Source organism: Nitratireductor alexandrii (assembly GCF_004000215.1).
Classification (GTDB): Bacteria; Pseudomonadota; Alphaproteobacteria; order Rhizobiales; family Rhizobiaceae; genus Mangrovimarina; species Mangrovimarina alexandrii.
Genome location: NZ_RBVY01000005.1, coordinates 404,333 through 425,369 on the forward strand (window position 1 = coordinate 404,333; position 21,037 = coordinate 425,369).

Below are 21,037 nucleotides of genomic sequence, written 5' to 3' on the forward strand. Positions count from 1 at the left end.
TTTCGCGCGTAACTGTGCTACGCATTTTTTGACCGAATGGACAAACGTTAGCACCGCCATGAAGACGGTCAAGGGAATTGTAGACGAAGTGCGCGCCCGGCTTCGCGCTCCACAAGCCGGCAGCCACTGGTCCAGTCGATTGGTCCAAAAAACGGGAGCGGTTCTGAGCGTCGCCAGTGGAGCAGGAATACGACCGTGGATACGCCTTCGCCGAAGACCCGCACCCGCATTCAGAAACAGAAACGCGAACTGATCCTGGAAGCCGCGCTCGAGGTGTTTTCCCAGCACGGCTTCCGCGGCTCCACGATCGACCAGATCGCCGAGGCCGCCGGCATGTCGAAGCCGAACCTGCTTTATTATTTCCGCAACAAGGAAGACATTCATCACACGCTGATCCAGCGCCTGCTCGACACCTGGCTGGCGCCGTTGCGCGAGCTCGACGCGGTCGGCGACCCGCTGACGGAACTGCGCGGTTATATCCGCCGCAAGCTCGAAATGGCGCGCGATTTTCCGCGCGAAAGCCGGCTTTTCGCCAATGAGATCCTGCAGGGCGCGCCGCGCGCCATGCCGATGCTGGAAGACGAGTTGAAGACGCTGGTCGACGAGAAGGCCGAGGTGATCCTGGGCTGGATGAAGGCCGGCCGGATCGCACGCACCGACCCCCGGCACCTGATCTTCTCGATCTGGGCCACCACCCAGCATTATGCCGATTTCGACGTTCAGGTCCGCGCCGTGCTCGGCCCCGGGCGCGACGGCGAGGGCCGGTTCGAAGACGCCGCCCGGTTTTTGGAGCAATTGTTCATGGACGGGCTCAAGCCGAAGGGCTGACGCGGCGCGGGGCTGTCGGCCGCCTCAGCCCGCCTTCCAGATCGTCCCCTGCGCAGCCGCGCACAGCTTTTCCACGCCGGCCTCGTCGATCGCCATCACATCGCACTGGCACACTGCCTGGGTCTTGCCCGCGCCGGTCACGCGGGCCCGCGCCACCAGCCGGCTGCCCTTGGCGGGCCGCAGATAATTGATCTTGAACTCCAGCGTCACCGAATCCCCCAGCACCGAGCCGCCGGCATAGGTCAGCGCGTTGTCGGCCAGATAGGAGACGATGCCGCCATGGGCGAAACCGTGCTGCTGCAAATGTTCGGGTTTCAAGTCGAGCGCGAGTTCGGCCCGGCCGGGCTCGAAGGTGACGAGTTCGGTGCCCAGAAGAACACTAAACGGCTGGGCGGCCAAGATTTTGCGGCCATAGTCGAAAAGCGCTTGATCCATTGCCGCCTCCATGACGTTGATCCCTTCATCCGCGGTGCGGGCGGCCTCAGCCGTCGCGCGAAAACACCACCACCGCCAGGGCGAGAACGGTGACCAGCGCGCCCGCCGCCACGCTCGCGCTCACCCAGCCGTGGCCGAGCATGCCCTCGTAGAGGATGACGATGCTCGGCATCAGATAGCCGTAGGCGAGCACCTTGGAGGCCGGCAGCCGGAGCGTGGCGAACTGCAGCAGGAAGAAGGTGCCGGCGGTGGTGAAGACGGCGAGATAGGCGATCACCGCCCACACGATCGCGGGCAGGTCCGCCCAAGCCGTGCCGAAGATTTCGCGCAGGCCGTAGGCGGCGATGACGATGCCCGTGGCCATCAGCGTCCAGAAGGTGAAGGCCAGCACCGGCTCGCCGCGATTGAGCTTGCGCACCAGCGGCGCATAGGCGGCGTGACAGGCGCAGCCGAAAAAGAAGATCACCTCGCCGCGTCCGACATCGAAGCCGAGAATGGCGTCGAGATCGCCGCGAAAGATCACCCAGATCGCGCCGGCGGCGGCAACCACCAGGCTGAACACGACCAGCGGCCGCGGCACCTGGCCCAAAAACAGATAACCGAACCCGGCGCTCATCAGCGGCATCAGCGTAAAGACCGCGCCGGTCGACACGGGCGCGGTGAATTGCAGGGCCACGAACATGGTCACGAAGAAGATCGCCATCAGGCCGCCCAGCACCAGGAACCGCCAGGGGGCGCGCGGCCGCGCCAGCGCCCCGCTGCCGATCAACAGCCACGTCGCCACCCCCATGATGGTGGTGCCGAGCAGGAACCGCGCCGCATTGATCGCGGCCGGCCCGATATGCGGGGCCGCCAGCGCGCCGAAGGAAAACGAGCCCGCCACGAGCGCCGCAAAACACAGCCCCGCCAGGTGGCCGAGCAGCTTTTGCCTGCCGGTGGCGAAACTCTTGTGATCGGGGCGGCGCGCGACGTGGATATCGGCGGCGTGTGTCAAGCAACTCTCCCTTCGGGCCCTTTGACGTAACGCGCCGGCCGCGGCGGGAAAAGCTTTTTCCGTTGGTCCTGGGCCGGCAAGGTCCGCCCTAGCCGGCCGCCAGCCGGTCAAGACCGACACGGCGCCGGCCAACCGGCGACCGGCCGGTTCGGCCGGGGCCGGAAGGACGGCCGCCATGATGACTTTCCTGCAAAAAGCACCGCGCCGTCAGGCGGCGCGGCTTTCGCCGCCGATGACGGGATGAACGGTGCGGAACGGGATCGCGACCCGGTTCCAGACATTGATGACGCCGATCAGGACGGTGAGCTTGACCAGGTCGGCCTCGGAGAAATGGGCCGACACCGCCTCGTACTCCGCGTCCTCGACCGGGCCGTCGGCGATCCTGGTCAGCCTTTCGGTCCACGCGAACGCGGCGCGTTCACGCGGCGAAAAAAGCGGCGATTCGCGCCAGGCCGAGACGAGTTGAACGCGCTGTTCGCTCTCGCCGTCGCGGCGCGCCTCGCGGCTGTGCATGTCCACGCAATAGGAACAGCCGTTGATCTGCGAGGCGCGCAGCTTGAGGAGGTGAACCAGCCCGCCATCGAGGCCGGACTCTCTCGCCGCGGTGTCGAGGTCGAGCACGGCCTTCAGCAAGGCCGGTTCGGCCTTCCAGTAGTCGAGACGCTGTTGCATTGGGTTTCCTTTCATTGGGGATCGGGTGATGCGGACATTGCGGCGGCGTCGCCGGGCCGCTGGTGGCGTTGCAAAAACGCACAGCCGAACGCGAGCGCGCGCGGATCGGCCTCGGCCTCGTAGCCGGCGATCACGTCGGCAAGCCGCTCGGCGCGCAAGGCCTGACGCCAGGCCTGTTCGGCCTTGAGCATGGCCACCTTGATGCCGCACGGTTTTTGATAGGCGTCGGGCTCCAGCGCGCCCGGACTGCGCTGGCGGATTTCCGCACACCGAAAGGCCGGCTCCGGTCCCTCGACCGCAAGCACGATATCGAGCAGGGAAATGCGCTTGGCCGACCGGCCAAGCCGGTAGCCGCCATGCGGCCCGGGCACGGAGACAAGCACGCCCGCCGCCGCCAGCCTGTTGAGATGTTTGACGAGATAGCTCGCCGACACGCCGTGATACTCCGCCAATGCCGCCGCCGGCAGGGTCTTGCCGGGCGCCAGACCGGCCAGCAGCGCGGCGCAATGGATCGCCGCCTCCACGCCTTCGGACAGTTTCATCGCCATCTCCTATCTTCGATATTTTATATCTTGGATATTTTTTATCTTCAATAGGGACACGACCTGCTCCTGACACACCCTGCCAGGATTGCGGCACCGCAGCCGACGGCGCAAACCCGCGTCTTTGCGGATGGCGCCAAACCGGGGCCGAGCACGTGTTGACAGCGCCCGGGATGCGTTCTTAATAATCGACCCATGCGCGAAAAAGGCTCGCTGATCGTTTCCCGGCTCGCCGGCATCCCGACAGGTGGGATGCCGGATAAACGCGCACGCTGAAAGCAGCACGCATCGCGTATCCAGCAACCCCGCCGCCGACGGACGGGGTTATTGCTGCAGCGGACGTGCCCCGTCGCATCGGCCACCATCGATGGACAGAAAATGGCACAGAATATCTACGACAAACCCGAGTTCTTCGCAGGCTACAGCGCCTTGCCGCGCCAGGTGCACGGCCTGGCCGGCGCGCCGGAATGGCCGGCCGTGCGCGCCATGTTGCCCGACCTTGCCGGCAAGCGCGTGCTCGACCTGGGCTGCGGCTTCGGCTGGTTCACGCGCTGGGCGCGCGAAAACGGCGCCGCCCGCGCGCTCGGCATCGATCTGTCGCAGAACATGATCGCGCGCGCCAGGGCCGATACGACCGACCCGATGGTCAGCTTCGAGATCGCCGATCTGGAAAAGCTTGTCCTGCCGCGGGCGGGTTTCGATGTCGCCTACAGCGCCCTCACCTTCCACTATATCGAGGATTTCGGCACCCTCGCGGCAACCGTCCGGCAGGCCCTGACGCCGGGCGCGCATTTCGTCTTCACCATCGAGCATCCCATCTTCATGGCCGCCGCGCATCCGCACTGGCTGAGCGACGAAGACGGTCGCAAGACATGGCCGGTCAACGGCTATTCGCGCGAGGGCGAGCGCCGCACCGACTGGTTCGCCAGCGGCGTGCTCAAATATCACCGCACGGTCGCCACGACCCTCAACAGCCTGATCGGCGCGGGTTTCGCGATCCGCCAGGTCGAAGAATTCGCGCCGACGGCCGGGCAGATCGCCGAGAACCCGGATCTCGCCGAAGAGGTCGAACGGCCGATGATGCTGCTGGTCTCGGCGCAGCGTTAGCGTTAGCCGTCTCCGCGTGGCGCGGCAGGGTTTGGCGGACACGATACCCGACCGCCGCCCGCCCCTGCCGCAATGCTCTCCGGCGGGGCGTGACGGCGCCCGCGCAATCGGCCACGGCAGCGCCGTCTGCGTGTTATTCCGCGGCCTGCCTTGCGGCCGGGTTGTTGGGGTGCGTCGTCCAGTTGGCGTAGGTCGGGTCGACCGTCTCGCCGGTGCGCTTGTCGAGCGCCCCCGCCTCGAGCGCCACCATGTCGATGCAGTTTTCGACCGGGCAGACATTGACGCACAGATTGCAGCCCACGCACTCCTCCTCGATCACCTCGAAGCGGCGCTGGCCGTCGACGATCGCGGTGATCGCCTGGTGGGACGTGTCCTCGCAGGCGATATGGCAGCGGCCGCACTGGATGCACAGATCCTGGTTGATGCGTGCCTTGGTGACGTAGTTGAGATTGAGGTACTGCCAGTCGGAGACATTCGGCGTCGCGCGCCCGATCACGTCGTCGAGCGTGGCGTGGCCCTTGACGTCCATCCAGGTCTTCAGGCCCTCGATCATCTCCTCCACGACCTTGAAGCCGTAGGTCATGGCCGCCGTGCACACCTGCACGTTGCCCGCCCCCAGCGCCAGGAACTCGGCCGCGTCGCGCCAGGTGGTCACCCCGCCGATACCGGAGATCGGCAGGCCGGCGGTCTCGGGATCGCGGGCGATCTCGGCCACCATGTTGAGCGCGATCGGCTTCACCGCCGGCCCGCAATAGCCGCCATGCGAACCCTTGCCGTCAATCGTCGGCTGCGGCGCGAAACTGTCGAGATCGACGCCGGTGATCGAGTTGATCGTGTTGATCAGCGACACGGCGTCGGTGCCGCCGGCCTTGGCCGCGCGCGCCGGCTTGCGGATGTCGGTGATGTTGGGCGTGAGCTTGGTGATCACCGGCATGCGCGAGTTCTGCTTGCACCAGCGCACCACCATCTCGATATATTCGGGCACCTGCCCGACGGCGGAGCCCATGCCGCGCTCCGACATGCCGTGCGGACAGCCGAAATTGAGCTCAATGCCGTCGGCCTCGGTCTCCTCGACCAGTTTCAGGATCGACTTCCAGTTCTCCTCCTCGCACGGCACCATCAACGAGACGATCATCGCGCGGTCGGGCCACTCCTTCTTGACCCGCTTGATCTCGCGCAGATTGGTCTGCAGCGGCCGGTCGGTGATCAGCTCGATATTGTTCATGCCCAGCAGGCGCCGGTCGCCGCTCCAGATCGCGCCGTAGCGCGGCCCGTTGACGTTGACGACATGCGGGTCCTCGCCGAGCGTCTTCCACACCACCCCGCCCCAGCCGGCGCGGAAGGCCCGCACCACATTGTATTCCTTGTCGGTCGGCGGGGCGGAAGCCAGCCAGAACGGGTTGGGGGATTTGATGCCGACGAAATTGTTGCGGATATCTGCCATGGTCAGTTCCCTTCTGCGTGATCCTGCACTTGGGCCGGGTCGACGTTGGCGTTGGATAGCCGGGCGCGTGCTGCGGCCTGCACTTCATCGTCAAATGTCTTCGGATGACACAACACAACCGCCTCAAATGTAAGTTCAGGATGGCCCCGTTCGATCAGGTCGGTGAACCCGGCCGACACGTTAGGTTTCATTGTAAGGTCTGATACGGTCTTTGCCTCGCCGTCGCGGGCAATCTTTTGCCTGGTTCGACTGAGCTTGACGGTCTTGCCTCGCTCTTGGCGGAGCATCTCCTCAAGCGCAAAAACCGATTGCCAAACATCGTGCTCGACCGTCCCCGGATTAGCCTCTGGCTGGACAACGCACAGTCTTGTAAAAGCAGCTCGCTCGACAGCTGCAGAGCCTTGGCGCCTAGCGTTAGTGACAAAAGTGCGCAACCTCTCAGGGTTAAGCGTATTGGCAATCTCAACCAACGCGGCGCGTTCACCTTTTGTGAGATTCGTCATTCACTTGTCCAACAGCGCCCGGTTGATGCTGTCGGCCGCGTCGCGCCCCTGCGCGACCGCGGACACCGTCAGATCCTCGCCGCCGACAATGCAGTCGCCGCCGGCCCAGACCGACTTCATCGACGTGCGGCCCTCCTCGTCGACCTTGATGCGGCCTTGTTCGAGCGCGATCGCGTTGCCGCTGCCGTTGAGCGGTGCGGCATCGAAGGTCTGGCCGATCGCCTTGAACACCTGGTCGGCGGCAAGCGTGACCACCTCGCCGGTGCCCACCAGCTTTCCCTGGTCCAGGCGCGTATATTCGAGCTCGATGCCGACCGTCGTGCCGTTGACCGCAACGACGCGCTTCGGCTGTTGCCAGTGGCGAATGACGACGCCGTTCGAGGCGGCGAGATCCTGTTCGTATTCCGAGGCGTTCATGTGCTCCTTGCCGCGTCGGTAGCAGATCGTCACCTCCTCGGCGCCGAGCAGCTTGGACTGGATGGCCGCGTCGATCGCCGTCATGCCGCCGCCGATCACCACGACCCGGCGCCCGACCGGGATCGAGGCGAGATCGTCCGCCTGGCGCAGTCCGGCGATGAACTCCACCGCGTTGTCCACGCCCGGCGCGTCCTCGCCCTCCGCGCGCAGCGCGTTGACCCCGGCAAGCCCCATGCCCAGGAAAACGGCGTCGTGCGTGGCCGCGAGCTCGGCAAGCGCGATATCGCGGCCGAGCGCCTTGCCGTATTCGATGGCAATGCCGCCGACCGCCGTCACATAGTCGACCTCGGCCTGGGCGAAGTCGTCCACGGTCTTGTAGGCCGCGATGCCGTATTCGTTGAGACCGCCGGCCTTTGGCTTGGCCTCGTAGATGGTGACCGTATGGCCGGCGACCGCCAGGCGGTGGGCGCAGGCGAGACCGGCCGGTCCGGCGCCGACCACGGCGACCGACTTGCCGCTCGGCGCGGCGCGTTCGTAAAACTGCTTACCGGCCTCCATCGCCACGTCGGTGGCATAACGCTGCAGCCGCCCGATCTGGACCGGCTTGCCCTCGGCGACCTCGCGCACGCACACTTCCTCGCACAGCGTTTCGGTCGGGCAGACACGCGCGCACATCCCGCCGAGAATGTTCTGGTCGAAAATCGTCTTGGCCGAACCGAGCGGATTGTCGGTCGCGATCTGGCGGATGAACATGGGGATGTCGATCGAGGTCGGACAGGCCTGCATGCACGGCGCGTCATAGCAGAAATAACAGCGATCCGCCTCCACCACCGCCTCGTGACGGTCGAGCGGCGGATGCAAGTCGGAGAAATTGTCCGAATACTGCGTCTGCGACAGTCGCCCGGCGACGATCCCGTCCTTGAACTGGCCTTGTGCCATCCCTGTTCCCCATTCTTGGTTTGGGAAAAATCTAGCACGTTTTGTTTTTTTATCAATCGGTCAAATTTTTAATCCGCGCCAGGCCACGATTATTACTTGACTATTACTTTCATGTTTTTATGGAATGGGAATCCGGGCCATCTCCAGGCATGGCGGGTTTGGCCCCGACCGGGACGGCGGGCCGGCGACAGCCGCGTCGCCGCCCGTCCCCTTTTTCAGTTTCACTGCCGTCATCGCCATCCGACGCGCAACCCGCGGCCGGTCGCTCCGTGCGGGACGCGCGGCGTGTCGGCAAGGCCGCGACCCCGTCGCCGCCGAGTCCGCAACGGGGCCGACCGCCCGGCAAACATCGCTGAGAAGAATTCAATCTTTCTCAGATTTTCTCACAATTGAGCCGGCCGAAGACGGCGACTACTTTCGCTCCGTTCGACTCGCAAGTCCGCGTCATGTCTGATATTCAAAAATCCTGACGATTCCTGTGTACTTCTTCGCTGGCCTTGCGGAAAATAGATGGATTGAATCGTATGAACGCAAGTTTCTTGCTATAAAAACTTGGATATCAAATCATTCAGCCTGGATTGACCCGCATGACAAGCAGACCCGATCCCGCCGACGTGATGCGCGCCGCCGACGCCGTGATGGAAGCTTATGGCGGCGAAGACCCGCAGCACGCGTTGCGGCAGGCAGCCCGCGCGGAAGACCATGCGGTCAACAAGGTTTTTGCGCGGGCGGTTCGAGAAGAGATCGAAAAACGCTGCCTGCAACAGACACCCGAAAAATGGACGCCGGCGGCCGCGCGCGACCAGAGCGCGACACAGCGATAATCCGTCCTCATGGCTCGCGGTTTCCTCGCGGGCCGAAAATCCAGCCCGCCGAACCCCACTCGATAAGGACATCAGCCCGTTTTGGAGTTTCCTGGCGAGGAGGAAGCCGGATCGCCGTTCGCAAACGCGTCAAGACGAAAAGTCAGAGCCGGTCTGCGAAACCGTGGAAAGCAGGACGCTTAGTCCCTGGCCAGGGCCGGATGCGGCACATTGTTGTTACCGACAGACGCATCGAACGGACGCTCCTTGCGCACCGTGTCGCACGCTTCGATATAGGCCATCTCGACAAAATAGCCGATCAGGGGCAACCCGTCGCCTTCGGCAAGCTGGCGCAACTCGCGCAAATGCTCTTGTAGATAGACCAGACGTTGATGCCGGCTTCCCCGCGTTCTTGCGCCCACGACGAAATCCCCCTTTTCAAAACTGTCACTCACCCCGCCGGCACCATAACCGCCAAGACGGACACGCGCGGGTTTCCGCCCATAACAGGCCCTGGTTGCAGTGGGTTGTGGAGGAAAACATCCCGCACGGCCGATGCCACGGGCCGCGTCCGGCGAGGGGCGGGCGATCGCGTCCAGCCCCTCCTCCCGGACCGACGGCTTCGGTCGCCGGCAAGACCGGCGCTTTGCGGCCATAGCGTTTCCCGGCGAAGTGGAAGCCGGTTCGCCGTTCAAAAACACGTCAAGACGATAGGTCAGAGCCGGTCTGCGAAGCCGTGAAAAGCAGAACGGCTCCGGCGGCTAGCGCGGCTTCTTGCCGAATATCTTGACATATTCGGCTTCGCCGCCCTTGGCGAGCGCCTTGGCCTGCTTGACCCAATCCTCGCGCTCGATGCGGCCGTGGAACTTCAAATGCCCGTCGACCCACGCGCGTTCGGCTTTCTTCCACGAGGCGATCTGGCCGTAGCTGTAAATGCCGAGCCCGTTCAAAATGCCTTCGATCTTCGGGCCGACGCCCGAGATCAGCTTGAGATCGTCCGGCTTGGCCGGCTTTTTCATCGCCGGCGGGCGGTTCTTGTCCGGGTCGGGCGCCGGCTGGGCCTTGGCTGGCCCTGCCTTCCCGCCGACGGAGCTACCCTTGCGGGCCGCAGCCGACGGCGCTTTTTTGGCGGTCTTCGGTGCCGGTTCGCGCGCGGCAAGCTCTCCGCGCGACACTTTCTTCGGCCCCGCCGGGGTGGCCTTGCGGCCGGCGAGATCGGTGTCGGGCGCGGCCTGCTTGGCCGTTTTCGGCCGCTTCGCGGCGGCCGGCTTGGTCGATGCGCTCACCGCCTGCCGGCCGGCGCCGACCTGCGACATCACCTTGGCCGGCGCGGATTCGCCCGGCAGCGCCGAGGGTGTCTTGCGCGTGCGCGCGCTGCCCGTCTTCTTCGCCGCCGCCTCGCGGGCTGCCGGAATTTCGCCCTTCGCCTTTTGCCGGGGCGACGGGGCCGTCTCGGCGGCCTTGGTGGCCTTGGCGGATGCCGGTTTGCGCTTCGTTTCGGCGACCTTGCTGGCGCCGACCTCGAAGCTGATCACCGGCTCCATCTCGTCCAGGATCTCGTCGTCGAGCCAGCACAGGCTTCTGTGGCCATTGCCGAGTTCCTTGAGCGGCGGCACCTCGGTTTCGCATTTATTGCCCGGCACGCGCGACTTCCAGCGGCAGCGAGTCTGGAACGGACAGCCGGTGGGCGGGTTGAGCGCGGAGGGAATATCGCCCTCAAGCACGATATGCTGCTTGACCACGCTGGTGTCGGCGATCGGGATCGCCGAAAGCAGCGCCTCCGTGTAGGGATGGTAAGGCGGCGAAAAAATCTGGTCGGTCGTGCCCTGCTCGACGATGTAGCCCAGATACATCACCACCACCCGGTCGGCGAGGTAGCGCACCACCGACAGATCGTGGCTGATGAACAGCATCGTCGTCTTGTTCTTGCGCTGGATGTCCATCAAGAGTTCGGTGACGGCGGCCTGCACCGACACGTCGAGCGCCGACACCGGCTCGTCGGCGACCACCACCTTGGCATTGCCGGCAAAGGCGCGCGCCACGCCGATGCGCTGCTTCTGGCCGCCCGAAAGCTGGCGCGGCATCCTGACCGCGAAGGCGCGCGGCAGCTTGACCAGGTCGAGCAGTTCCAGCATCCGCGTATGGCGGTCGGCCTGGCTGTTGCCGACCTTGAATTTCTCCAGCGTGCGGATGATCTGCGAGCCGACCGAATGGCTCGGATTGAGCGTGTCGAACGGGTTCTGGAACACCATCTGGATCGAGGAGATCGTGTCGACGTCGCGTTCCTCGATCGGCGTCGACTGGATTTCCTTGTTGCCCAGCGTCACCCTTCCCTCGGTCGCCGTTTCCAGGCCGAGCAGCACCTTGGCGAGTGTCGACTTGCCGCAGCCCGATTCGCCGACGATCGCCACGGTCTCGGCCTCGCGCGCCTCGAAGCTGATCGTCTCGTTCGCCTTGACCGTGCGCGTCTCCGAGCCGCCGAAGATCGCGTTGGCGGCGACGTGGTAATATTTCTTCAGCTTGTCGACCACCAGCGCCGGCGCGCCCGGCTCGGTGGCCTCGTGCTCGACCGTCGCGCCTTCCGGCAGCGCCTCCCAGTCGAGTTCGTTGAACCGCACACAGCGGCTCTGGTGCCGGTCGTGACCCTCGACGTCGATCATCGGGATCTCGGCCGCGTCGCACACCCCTTCCACGAAATGGTGGCAGCGCGGCGCGAAATTGCAGCCCCGCGGACGCTCCTGCGGCAGCGGCAACTGCCCGGGAATGGCGATCAGCGGCCGCGAGTTCTTGTCCGCGCCGGGCAGCGGGATCGAGCGGAACAGGCCCTGCGTATAGGGATGGCGCATCTGGTTGAACACGTCGTCGATATTGCCGGTTTCCACCGCCTCGCCCGAATACATCACCGTGATCCGGTCGCAGGTCTCCAGGATCAGGCCGAGATTATGCGACACGAAGATCATCGACGTGCCGAACTCCTTGCCGAGCCCCTTGACCAGTTCGACGATCCCGGCCTCGACCGTCACGTCGAGCGCGGTGGTGGGCTCGTCGAGCAGAAGCAGCGCCGGCTTCGACAACAGCGCCATGGCGATGACGATACGCTGCTGCTGGCCGCCCGAAAGCTGGTGCGGATAGGACCGCATCATGCGCTCCGGGTCGGGCAGGCGCACGGAGCGCACCATCTCCAGCGCGCGACTATAGGCCTCCTCCTTCGACACCTTGTCGTGGATCAGCGGCACTTCCATGAGCTGTTGTCCGACCTTCATGGCCGGGTTCAGGCTCGCCATCGGCTCCTGATAGATCATGGCGATCTCGTTGCCGCGGATCGCCCGCAGCTCCGCGTCCGACATGTCGCCCATGTCGCGGCCCTTGAACTTGATGCGCCCGCCGACGATCTGGCCGACATTCGAAAGGTCGCGCATGATGCCGAGCGACACGGTCGACTTGCCGCACCCCGATTCGCCGACGATGCCCATCGCCTCGCCGGGCATCACCGAACAGGAAAAATCCATCACCGCCGGGATCTCGCCCTTGCGGGTGAAGAACGAGATCGACAGGTTCTCGATTTCCAGGATCGGTTCGTCCGTCTTCTGGTTCCGCGAGATGCTGATGGCTTCGTTCATGGCGTCGCTCTCGGTTTCTTCTGTCTGTGCGGGCCCCGCCGCGCGGCGGGACGCGAGGAGATCGTGGTTCGGCTGCCGTCAGTCCTTCAAAGACTCCTCGCGCAGCGCGTCGGCGAGCAGGTTGAGCCCGAGCACGAACGACATCAGCGCGATCGTGGGCGGCAGCGCCGGATGGATATAGGAGCGCAGGAGACGGCTCGATTCCTTGATCGCCGTGCCCCAGTCAGGGCTTTCCGGCGCCAGGCCGAGGCCGAAATAGCCGAGCGTGCCGAGCAGGATCGTCGTGTAGCCGATCCGCAGGCAGGCATCGACGATCAGCGGCCCGCGCGCATTGGGCAGCACCTCCCACAGCATGATGTACCAGGGGCTCTCGCCGCGCGTCTGCGCCGCCGCGACATAGTCGCGGGTCTTGATGTCCATCACCAGCCCGCGCACGATGCGGAACACGCCCGGCGACGAGGCGAACACGACCGCCACGAAGATGTTGAGCTCGTTCGGCCGGATGGCGATGATGCCGAACGGATCGGCGTCGAAGACCAGCCCGAGATAGACCCAGCCGCCGATCAAAAGCGTCACCACCAGTTGCACGGCAAGCAGTTGCGGGCGGCTCTTGTAGCGCGTGAAAAACAGCGTGCAGAAGAAGATGATCGGAAACAGGAAGAACACGCCGGCCATGCCGTAGGGGATCGGCGTGTCCATGATGCCCGGCGTCACCAGCAGGTAAAACAGCAGGATCACCGGAAAGGCCAGCACCAGATTGGCCAGGAAGGACAGGACCGAATCGATGCGCCCGCCGTAATAGCCGGCCGGCAGGCCGAGCGTGATGCCGACCATCAGCGCGAACAAGGTCGCCGCCGGCGCGATCACCAGCACGATCTGGCTGCCGAACACCATCCGGCTGAAGATGTCGCGCGCCAGCCGGTCGCCGCCGAACAGGAACGCCTGTCCCGATTCGGGCTCGATCGCGCCGGGCAGCGCATCCTTCATGACGAAGAGCTGCGCCAACGGGTCGAACGGCGAGATCACTTCGGCGAAGATCGACGTGAACAGCCAGAACAGGCAGATGACGACGCCGGCGATGCCGGCACCGGTGTCGAAGAGCTGTCCGTAAAGGCCGAGCCTGGCCTTGAAGGTCATGCTCAGGCTCAACACGATCGCGAGCGCGAGCCAAACCGGCCAGAAACGGACAAGCACGCCAACAAAGGTCTGGAAGACGCCGAGATATTCAAGTTCCATGCGAAGCGCCCCCTAGCTTACGCGGATGCGCGGATTGAGATAGGCATATCCCACATCCGAGATGAGCTGCGTGAACAGGACGACGAACACCGAGACCAGCGAGCAGCCGAGCAGAAGATCGATGTCGTTGTTGCCGGCCGCCTCCACCAGCGTGTAGCCAAACCCCTGATAGCGGAACATCACCTCCACGATGACGACGCCGGTCAGCAGCCACGGGAACTGAAGCATGATCACCGTGAACGGGGCGATCAGCGCGTTCCTGAGCGCGTGTTTGATGACCACCGCGTTGAAGGCCAGCCCCTTCAGGCGCGCCGTGCGGATATATTGCTGCGTCATCACCTCGACCATCGAGGCCCGCGTCATGCGCGCTATATAGCCGATGCCGTAGATCGCCATCGTCATCACCGGCAGGGTGAAATTGGAGAATGTGATGCCGCGGCTGGTGGCGGTTGCCGCCGATCCGTTGAGGATGCCCAGCCACGAGGCGAAGATGACGGTGAAGATGACGCCGGAGACATATTCCGGCGTCGCCGTGGTGGCGATCGAGGCCACCGAGAGACTTCGGTCGGTTCGCGTGCCTTCCCGCATGCCGGCGATCACGCCGATCAACAGCGAGACCGGCACCATCACGATCATCACCCAAAACATCAGCAGGCCGGTCGCGCCGAGCGCGGGAAACAGCTTCGCCGCCACCGTCGTCTTGAACTTGGTCGAGCAGCCGAAATCGCCCTGCAGAATGCCGCCGTAATAGGGCTCGTCGGGCTCGTCGCAATAGGAGAACCGCGCCGTCGCCACGCCGGTCTCCGGGTCGACATAAGGCTGTTTCTGGACCACGCCCAGCCAGCGGCCGTAACGGACGAAGAAATTGTCCCGGTAGCCGTTCTTGACCAGCCAGCTTTCGATATGCTCGTCCGAGGAGCGCATGTCGAGCTGACTGATCGACAGCTTGCGCAGATTCGGCTCGAGATTGACCATGAAAAAGACGACGAGCGTCAGGCAGAACATGGTCAGCGCCATGGTGCCGAGCCGTCTCGCGACGAATGAAATCATCTCTATCCCCTGCCGGTCGGGTGGGGATGCCGCGCGCCGGGGTCGCCGTTACGAGATCAAGGATGTTTTGCGGGTGCCGAAAACGGGACGGATCGACGTTCCATCCAAACCCACTCCACGATGCAAGCCGGTTTTCCGGCTCTTCTTGTTCCCTCTGGGCGGCCCGACCGCGGCGTTCCCCGCGCGAAATGGGGGCGCTGGCGCCCCCATTCCCGATTTTCCTTACGCGTTGTCGAGCCAGACCTTGCCGAAATCGTGCTCGAACGTCGGATGCATCTCGAAATTCATCACCTCCGGCGCGTGGTGATTGTAGAGCTTGCGCCAATAGGGCTGGATGATGATGCCCGAATCCTGCAGGTGCTTCTCGATCTTTTCCATCAGCACCTTGCGCTTGTCGGCATCGGCGATGGTCAGCGCCTCGTTGATCATGCCGTCGAGCTCGGCGTTGGAATAGCCGGCCTCATTCCAGGCCTCGCCGGTGCGGTAGGCGAGCGACAGGACCTGCACGCCAAGCGGACGCATGTTCCAGTTGGTCATCGAGTACGGATATTTCGTCCAGTCGTTCCAGAAGGTGGAGCCGGGCAGAACGGTCCGCTTGACCTTGATGCCGGCCTCGCGGATCTGCGCGGCGATCGCGTCGCCGGTGTTCTTGTGCCAGTCCTCGTCGACCGTGATCAGCTCGTGCTCGTAGTCGCTCTGGCCGGCCTCGGCCATCATCGCCTTCGCCCCCTCGACGTCGCGTTCCTGCGGGGGCAGCTCGACATATTCGGGATGGATCGGCGCCACGTGGTGGTTTTCCGCCGGCTCGCCGGCATTGCCGTAGCCGAGCGCGAGCACGATCTTGTTGTCGACCGCCATCTGCAGCGCCTTGCGCACCTTGATGTCGTCATACGGCTTGTTGTTGACATTGGTGCGCGCCACGATCGTGGCGGCGGTGACCGTCTCCGACGTGTCCATGCCGACGCCTTCGAGAATGTCGACGAAATCGGCCGAGGTCTCGTGGTTGGCCTGCACCTCGCCGGCCTCGAACGCCGACACCATCGCCGAAGGATCGGTGCCGTAGTCGATGAACTCGACGCCGTCGAGATAGGCTTCGCCGTTCCACCACGTGCCGTTCTCGCGGCGCTTGTAGACCACGCTCTGGCCGACATCGTAGGAGACCAGTTCGAACGGGCCGGTGCCGATCGGGTTCTCGACGAAGTTCGCGCCGGTCTCGTCGAAGCTGCGGTGCACGACCAGCGCCGGGTAGTCGGTGAGGTTCGGGATCAAGGCGATGTCGGGCTTGGTCAGCTTGAGCTTGATCGTCATGTCGTCGACCTTCTCGATCGCGCCTTCCCTGAGCTTGCCGGTTTCGTCGTCCACCAGCGAGCCGAGACGGCCCGGCATGGAATTGCCTTCCGAGCTCTTGTCGGCCCAACGGGTGAAATTGAAGATCACGTCGTCGGCATTGAATGTATCGCCATTGTTCCAGGTCACGCCCGGACGCACGTGAAGCACGTATTCGGTGGCGTCGTCGTTAACGTCCCAGCTTTCGAGCAGATAAGGCTCGATCGTATATTGATGCGTGTATTTGACCAGCGGCTCGAGGGTCTGGCGCTGGGCATTGGCGATTTCCGACCAGTCCGCCGTGCGCGGGTCCTTGGGATCCTTGACCCACATCGCCACCTTCAGCACGCCGCCCTTCTTCGGCTCCTGCGCCAAAGCCTTGGTTGGCGCGGTCAGGCCGATCATGCCATAGGCCATCGCCGTCGAGGCGCCGAACACGCTTGCCATGGTGAGGAACTCGCGGCGATCCATCTTGCCCGATTTCACGCTCTCGGCGAGCTCGGCAATCTTCTCGGGCACCCGGTCGCCATTGCTCTTGTAGAACTTCATCGCACTCTCCCGTTGTTTGGCTTTTCGCCTATTAGCATTCCGCATCCGGCCACACTTGTCAAAAGCCGGACACGGGACATTCCCGAGCGAAATGTGCAACTTCGCCAAAGGACAAGATGCCGCGATTGCGACAAGAACAGGCTAGAATCGCCGCGAAGCCGCCGAATTGTTGCGCATAGCGCGCCGCTGGCCACGATCGCGTGCGCGGCTCGCGCCATGGTTGCGCACCGGCCGCGCGGGCGTGACGAGGCCGCGCGGGAGCGACGCATCGGGACGCGAGGCCTTGCCTGCCCTGACTTTTGCCCGCGACAGGCCGCGGTTGCAGAAAAAATCGCCCGGCTTGTCGAGACCGCCGCCGCAGGCGCGAAACAGGCTCAGTATTCGCGTTCGAAAAAGATGCCGCCCTTGGCCTCGCCGTCGTCGCTGGCTTCGCCGCGCAGCTTCACCCCGCGACCGATATTGAGGTCGATCCGGGCCTTGCCCGTGCCGGCGCCGTCGCCCTTCTCGATGCCCACATAGGTGCGGTCGTTGAGATATTTGCCGACGGCAACCGACGCCTTGCCGGTCTCCGCGTCCGTCTTGATGTCGATGTCGTCGACGCCGATCTGGTCGCGCAGATTGTCGAGCAGCGAGGTCGAGCCGCCGACGCCGGCCAGTTGGGCGGCCGCGGCGGCGAGTTGGGCGATCTGCAGCGGCGACAGGTTCGACAACGAGCGGCGGAAGATCACCCGCGCCAGCACCTCGTCTTCCGGCAGGCTGGGCGTCGAGGTGAACGAGAATTTCGGATTGTTCGCCTGGCCGGTCACGGCCACCGTCGCGGTGACGTCGTCGGCCCTTGTGTCGGCGGCGAAATCCAGGCGCGGGATCAGCGAGCCGGCGAAGTCGAGCGTGCCACGCGTGAAGTCCAGCCGTTGTCCGAGGATGGAAAGCCGCCCGCGCCGCATGGTAAAATTGCCGATCGCGCGCGGCGCCGCCGCCGAGCCGGTCAGGCGTATCCTGCCGCCGAACTCGGCATCGATGCCCCGGCCCTGGATGAAGATCTGGCGCGGCGCGTCGACCGTGACGTCGAGCGTCAGCCCGCCGCCGCCGCTCCCGCCCGCTTCGGCCGGACGCATGGCTTCGGCCTGTGCCTCGATCGCGCCGGTGGCGTTGCGATGCTTGACGTCGAGCTGGGCCAGAGACGGCGGCAGTTTTTCCGGCACGGTGATCACGGTTCTGCCGAGATCGACCTGGCCCGAAAGCAGCGGCAACTGGGTCAGCCCCCCGGTCACCGTCAGCGTACCGCCGAAATTGGCCGTCACCACGCGCCCGTCCGTGTAGCGCCCGTCGGTGACCCGCGCCGTCAGATCCGCGGGAAAGCCGCGCGCCGGGTCGATCGCCAGCGTGCCGCCGACGCTCAACTGCCCGCCGGTCGACAACGTGCCGGTCATCGAGCGGATCGTGGCCACGTTCCGGGCCAGACCGATATCGGCGGCGATGTCCTTGACCGCGATGCCCGAGCGCGCATCGACAAGCCGCGCGCCGGTGGTTTTGACCGATCCGGAGATCGCCGGCGCGCCGGCCGGGCCGGAGACCGCGACCTGGAGATCGGCGCCGCCGTCGAGGGCAAGCCCCTGCGCGGCCAGGCGCCGCGTCAGGAAGGAAAACGGCACCTTGCCGGCGAAGTTGAGATCGAGCGCGATGGCGCCCGCCGTGTCGACCGTGCCGCCGCCCTTCACACCCAGCCCGCCGGCACCGCCCGCATCGGCGTCGAAACGCAGCCGGCCCTGCTGGAACGTGCCGCTGGAGGCGATCGACAGCGCGCCGAACCCGGCTTCGCGGGTCTGGCTCGTCGCCATGTCGCGCCAGTCGACGGCATAGGCAATGCGGGGGTCGGACGCCGCGCCGGCGACATCCACCGTGCCCGAGATCGCGCCGGTCGCACCGAGTCCCGGCGCGAATCCGTTGGCAAGCGAGGCCGGCAGTCCCGAAAGCCGGACCTTGAGATCAAGCGTTGCGCCGGCCGTGCCCGAAATCTCGGCTTCGCCGCCGCCGAGGCCGAGTGCCAGCCGGTCGAGCACCGCCGTGCCGTCGCGCACCGTGACCGTCGTCGGCCGCGCCAGCGTCGCCGAAATGCCGCGGAACGTGCCCTTGGCCGCGTCCAGCGCAACGGTCGTCTCGCCGTCGGCGACCGCCACCCGGCCGGCGGCCGAAGCCGGTATGCCGGCAACCGTCGCCCCGCCGGAAAAGCCGGTCCATGCGCCCTCGCGCGTCAGCCGCAGGTCGATCGCGCCGATATCGGCCCCGCCCGCCCTGACCGCGTTTGCCTGCACGCGCCCGGCAAGGGTCGGCGCGGCGAGATAGTCACGCGCGCTGAGGCTCACGCGGGCCTCGTCGACAACGATGTCGCCGCGCACGATCCGCCCCGTCTGCGCCGACAGATCGACCACCGGGACCGCGCCGTCCTTGCCGAAGCGGATGGACCCGGAGACATCGCCGCTTGCCTCTTCCAGCGCCATCGCCGCCAGCGGCCCGATATCGGGCAGCGCGATCGTCAGTTCGCCGACCGGCACGAAGGCGTCGTCGAGATCGAGCGTGCCGGAGATGCGGTTCTCGCCGACCTCGACCAAAAGCTCCTCGACCCGGCTTGCGCCGTCGGCCGAGCGCAGGGTTGCCTTGCCCTTGATCGTCTCGCCCTCGATCGCGCCGCTGAGCGAAATGTCGGCGACCGGTCGCGCCAGATCGGCCGTGCCGGAGGCTTCGAGCACGAGATCGGTGATCGCCCGGCCGGCGCTTTCGATGCGCTCGCTTTCCACCGTGACCGTGACGTCCGGCCGGGCCACTTCGCCCGTCGCCGCCAGGGCGAAGCTGATCGCGCCTTGCGCCTGGTCGGAAAGCCGCGCGACGGCGCCGTAGCGGCCGTCGAGCCGCGCGTCGAGCGCGCCGTCGGAAAGCGATACCCGCCCTTCGGCGGCGAGCGGATCGGAACGCAGCGCGAGGTCGCTGAGCGCCAGAGCGCCATCGCCTCCCCGCTCGAGCCGGCCCGAGACGGCCAGCCTGTCGCCGAGATAGGCGCGCGCGGCTTCCGGCAGGGCCGCAACCAGCAGGTCCGCGGCAAAATTGGCCTCGACGGCAGCGCCCTCGATCGTGAAGGCGCCATCGGCGCTGGCGCTGAGCTGGTTGTTCTTGACCGCGATCGTGTCGAAGACGATCCGGCCGGTTTCCAGACGCGCCTTGCCCGTCATGTCGAGCGGCCCGGCCACCAGCGGCGCGAGCGCGGTCTGAACCGTGCCCACGCCCCCCGCCGACAGGCGCAGCGACACCGGACCGGTCCGCTCGGCGATGTCGAGCCCCTCCGAGGAGAGGCTCGCCGCGATGTCGGCGAAACCGAAACCCGCCGCCTGGGCGGACGCGAGCGACAGCGCCGCCTCGAAGGCCGGCGCCGCCCCCTTGCCCGTCACCCGCACATGCGCCTCGCGCACCCCCACGATCACCGGATCGGCATCGGGGCCGAAGGTGAGCATGACCGGCCCGTTCTGCGCCGCGGCCTTAATGTCGAGATCGCTCTCGGCTTTCGGATCGACCCGCCCCGACGCTGTGGCGCTGAGCGCGTCCGACTGCACCAGCGCGCGTTCGATCGCCACCGCGCCGTCCTCGCCCAGCGTTGCGGCGAGGTCGAACAGCATCGTGCCGGCCGCCGCTGGCGCCAGCCCGTCGGGCAGGAAGCGCGCAAAATCGCCTTCGCCCTTGGCCGCCACGAAGCGCCCGGCCCCGCTCTGGCGATGCTGCGCCGAAAGGCTCGTGACCACCTTATCGTCGACCGACAGGCGTCCTTGCGCCTGCCAGTCGGCAAGCGGGCCGCTGCCCGAAACCACGAGTTCGACGGCGGGGGCGCCCGGCAGTTTCAAGAGCCCGGCCAAAAGGCCGCCATCGGGTTCGCGCGCGGTCACGTCGAGCGCCAGACGGTTTTGGTCCGGCGCGAAATCGACCTTGGCGCTGACCTCGGTGCGCGCGCCGTCGATGCGCTCGGCCTGAAGATCGGCGCCGATCCTCAGCGGCGCGTCATCGGCCATCGCCGAGCCGCGCGCGGCGAGCGTCATCGCCTCGCCGGCGACGTCGGCCCCGAGCGCGATCCGCGGCAGGTCGATGCGCGCGATCTCGACCGAAACCGGAAGCGAGAAGCCGCCGCCGTCATCGGTGTCGGCCGGTTCGGCCGCCTCCGGCAGGCGCAGCATGTCGATGCTGCCGGCATGAAGCCGCTCGGCCTGGAACGCGAACCCCGCGAGCGCCAGCGGCGACCAGTCGAGCGCGATATCGCTCAGCGACAGCCACGCGCCGCGTCTGTCCGACACGACGACCGAGCCGACCCGCGCCTGCCCCGAAAGCAGCCCATCCAGCCCCTGGATGCGCACCGTGCGCTCCGGCCCCGAGGCCAGGCCCGAGGCGATCGCGGCCAGCTTGGCACGCCCGGCCTGCGTTTGGGTGAACACCACCAGCATCCCCGCCGCGAACACCACGACGAGGACGAGCCCGATCAGCACGGAGCGCAGGATTCTGCGAAGCACGACTATCCTTTCGGCCGGACCGTGAATC

General features: G+C 65.8%; 15 protein-coding genes and 1 pseudogene. 3 read left to right on the top strand and 13 right to left on the bottom strand.

Annotated features, from left to right (window positions below; all coding sequences use genetic code 11):
* Positions 1-195: 195 nt before the first annotated feature.
* The gene (locus EP380_RS14150; RefSeq protein WP_127599052.1) at positions 196-828 is read left to right on the top strand and encodes a TetR family transcriptional regulator C-terminal domain-containing protein; all 633 of its coding nucleotides are present in this window, start codon (positions 196-198) and stop codon (positions 826-828) included.
* 24 nt (positions 829-852) lie between these two features.
* On the opposite strand, the gene EP380_RS14155 is transcribed toward EP380_RS14150, so the two are convergent.
* The 4 genes from EP380_RS14155 to EP380_RS14170 all read right to left on the bottom strand — a co-directional run bounded on the left by EP380_RS14155 (position 853) and on the right by EP380_RS14170 (position 3,471).
* Complete coding sequence (locus tag EP380_RS14155; protein WP_127599053.1) at positions 853-1,263, bottom strand: PaaI family thioesterase; 411 nt, start codon at positions 1,261-1,263, stop codon at positions 853-855.
* A gap of 46 nt (positions 1,264-1,309) precedes the next feature.
* Entirely contained in the window at positions 1,310-2,257 is a 948-nt protein-coding gene (locus EP380_RS14160; RefSeq protein WP_238719864.1) for a DMT family transporter, read from the bottom strand.
* Between the two features lie 207 nt (positions 2,258-2,464).
* Positions 2,465-2,929 carry a carboxymuconolactone decarboxylase family protein gene (locus tag EP380_RS14165; RefSeq protein WP_127599055.1) on the bottom strand — a complete coding sequence of 155 codons (465 nt, stop codon included), beginning with the start codon at positions 2,927-2,929 and terminating at the stop codon, positions 2,465-2,467.
* Between the two features lie 11 nt (positions 2,930-2,940).
* On the bottom strand, positions 2,941-3,471 hold the full coding sequence (locus EP380_RS14170) for an RrF2 family transcriptional regulator (RefSeq protein ID WP_106571820.1): 531 nt from the start codon (positions 3,469-3,471) through the stop codon (positions 2,941-2,943).
* 378 nt (positions 3,472-3,849) lie between these two features.
* Here EP380_RS14170 and EP380_RS14175 point away from each other — a divergent pair, with 378 nt between their 5' ends.
* Complete coding sequence (locus EP380_RS14175) at positions 3,850-4,578, top strand: class I SAM-dependent methyltransferase (RefSeq protein WP_106571476.1); 729 nt, start codon at positions 3,850-3,852, stop codon at positions 4,576-4,578.
* A gap of 133 nt (positions 4,579-4,711) precedes the next feature.
* Here EP380_RS14175 and preA read toward each other — a convergent pair whose 3' ends face one another.
* The 3 genes from preA to EP380_RS14190 are packed head-to-tail and all read right to left on the bottom strand — an operon-like array spanning position 4,712 to position 7,881.
* A complete protein-coding gene (gene preA / locus EP380_RS14180; protein ID WP_106571475.1) occupies positions 4,712-6,022 on the bottom strand; it encodes an NAD-dependent dihydropyrimidine dehydrogenase subunit PreA in 1,311 nt (436 codons plus the stop codon).
* Between the two features lie 2 nt (positions 6,023-6,024).
* Complete coding sequence (locus tag EP380_RS14185) at positions 6,025-6,525, bottom strand: hypothetical protein (protein WP_127599056.1); 501 nt, start codon at positions 6,523-6,525, stop codon at positions 6,025-6,027.
* Positions 6,526-7,881: an NAD(P)-dependent oxidoreductase gene (locus EP380_RS14190; protein WP_127599057.1), complete on the bottom strand. Its 1,356-nt coding sequence runs from the start codon at positions 7,879-7,881 to the stop codon at positions 6,526-6,528.
* Between the two features lie 587 nt (positions 7,882-8,468).
* Here EP380_RS14190 and EP380_RS14195 point away from each other — a divergent pair.
* Complete coding sequence (locus EP380_RS14195) at positions 8,469-8,705, top strand: hypothetical protein (RefSeq protein ID WP_127599058.1); 237 nt, start codon at positions 8,469-8,471, stop codon at positions 8,703-8,705.
* Positions 8,706-8,884: 179 nt separating this feature from the next.
* Here the strand turns inward: EP380_RS14195 and EP380_RS14200 are convergent, their stop codons facing one another.
* The 6 genes and pseudogenes from EP380_RS14200 to EP380_RS14225 form a co-directional block, all read right to left on the bottom strand.
* Complete coding sequence (locus EP380_RS14200) at positions 8,885-9,340, bottom strand: hypothetical protein (protein WP_127599059.1); 456 nt, start codon at positions 9,338-9,340, stop codon at positions 8,885-8,887.
* 864 nt (positions 9,341-10,204) lie between these two features.
* Positions 10,205-12,304: pseudogene (locus EP380_RS14205) on the bottom strand (dipeptide ABC transporter ATP-binding protein); the annotation flags it as partial.
* A gap of 78 nt (positions 12,305-12,382) precedes the next feature.
* Positions 12,383-13,540: an ABC transporter permease gene (locus tag EP380_RS14210; RefSeq protein WP_106571470.1), complete on the bottom strand. Its 1,158-nt coding sequence runs from the start codon at positions 13,538-13,540 to the stop codon at positions 12,383-12,385.
* Positions 13,541-13,552: 12 nt separating this feature from the next.
* Positions 13,553-14,590: an ABC transporter permease gene (locus EP380_RS14215; protein WP_106571469.1), complete on the bottom strand. Its 1,038-nt coding sequence runs from the start codon at positions 14,588-14,590 to the stop codon at positions 13,553-13,555.
* Positions 14,591-14,812: 222 nt separating this feature from the next.
* The gene (locus EP380_RS14220; protein WP_106571468.1) at positions 14,813-16,465 is read right to left on the bottom strand and encodes an ABC transporter substrate-binding protein; all 1,653 of its coding nucleotides are present in this window, start codon (positions 16,463-16,465) and stop codon (positions 14,813-14,815) included.
* A 374-nt stretch (positions 16,466-16,839) separates the two neighbouring features.
* Positions 16,840-21,009 (bottom strand): translocation/assembly module TamB domain-containing protein, encoded by a 4,170-nt coding sequence (locus tag EP380_RS14225; protein ID WP_338036302.1) that lies wholly within the window; start codon positions 21,007-21,009, stop codon positions 16,840-16,842.
* Positions 21,010-21,037: the final 28 nt, after the last annotated feature.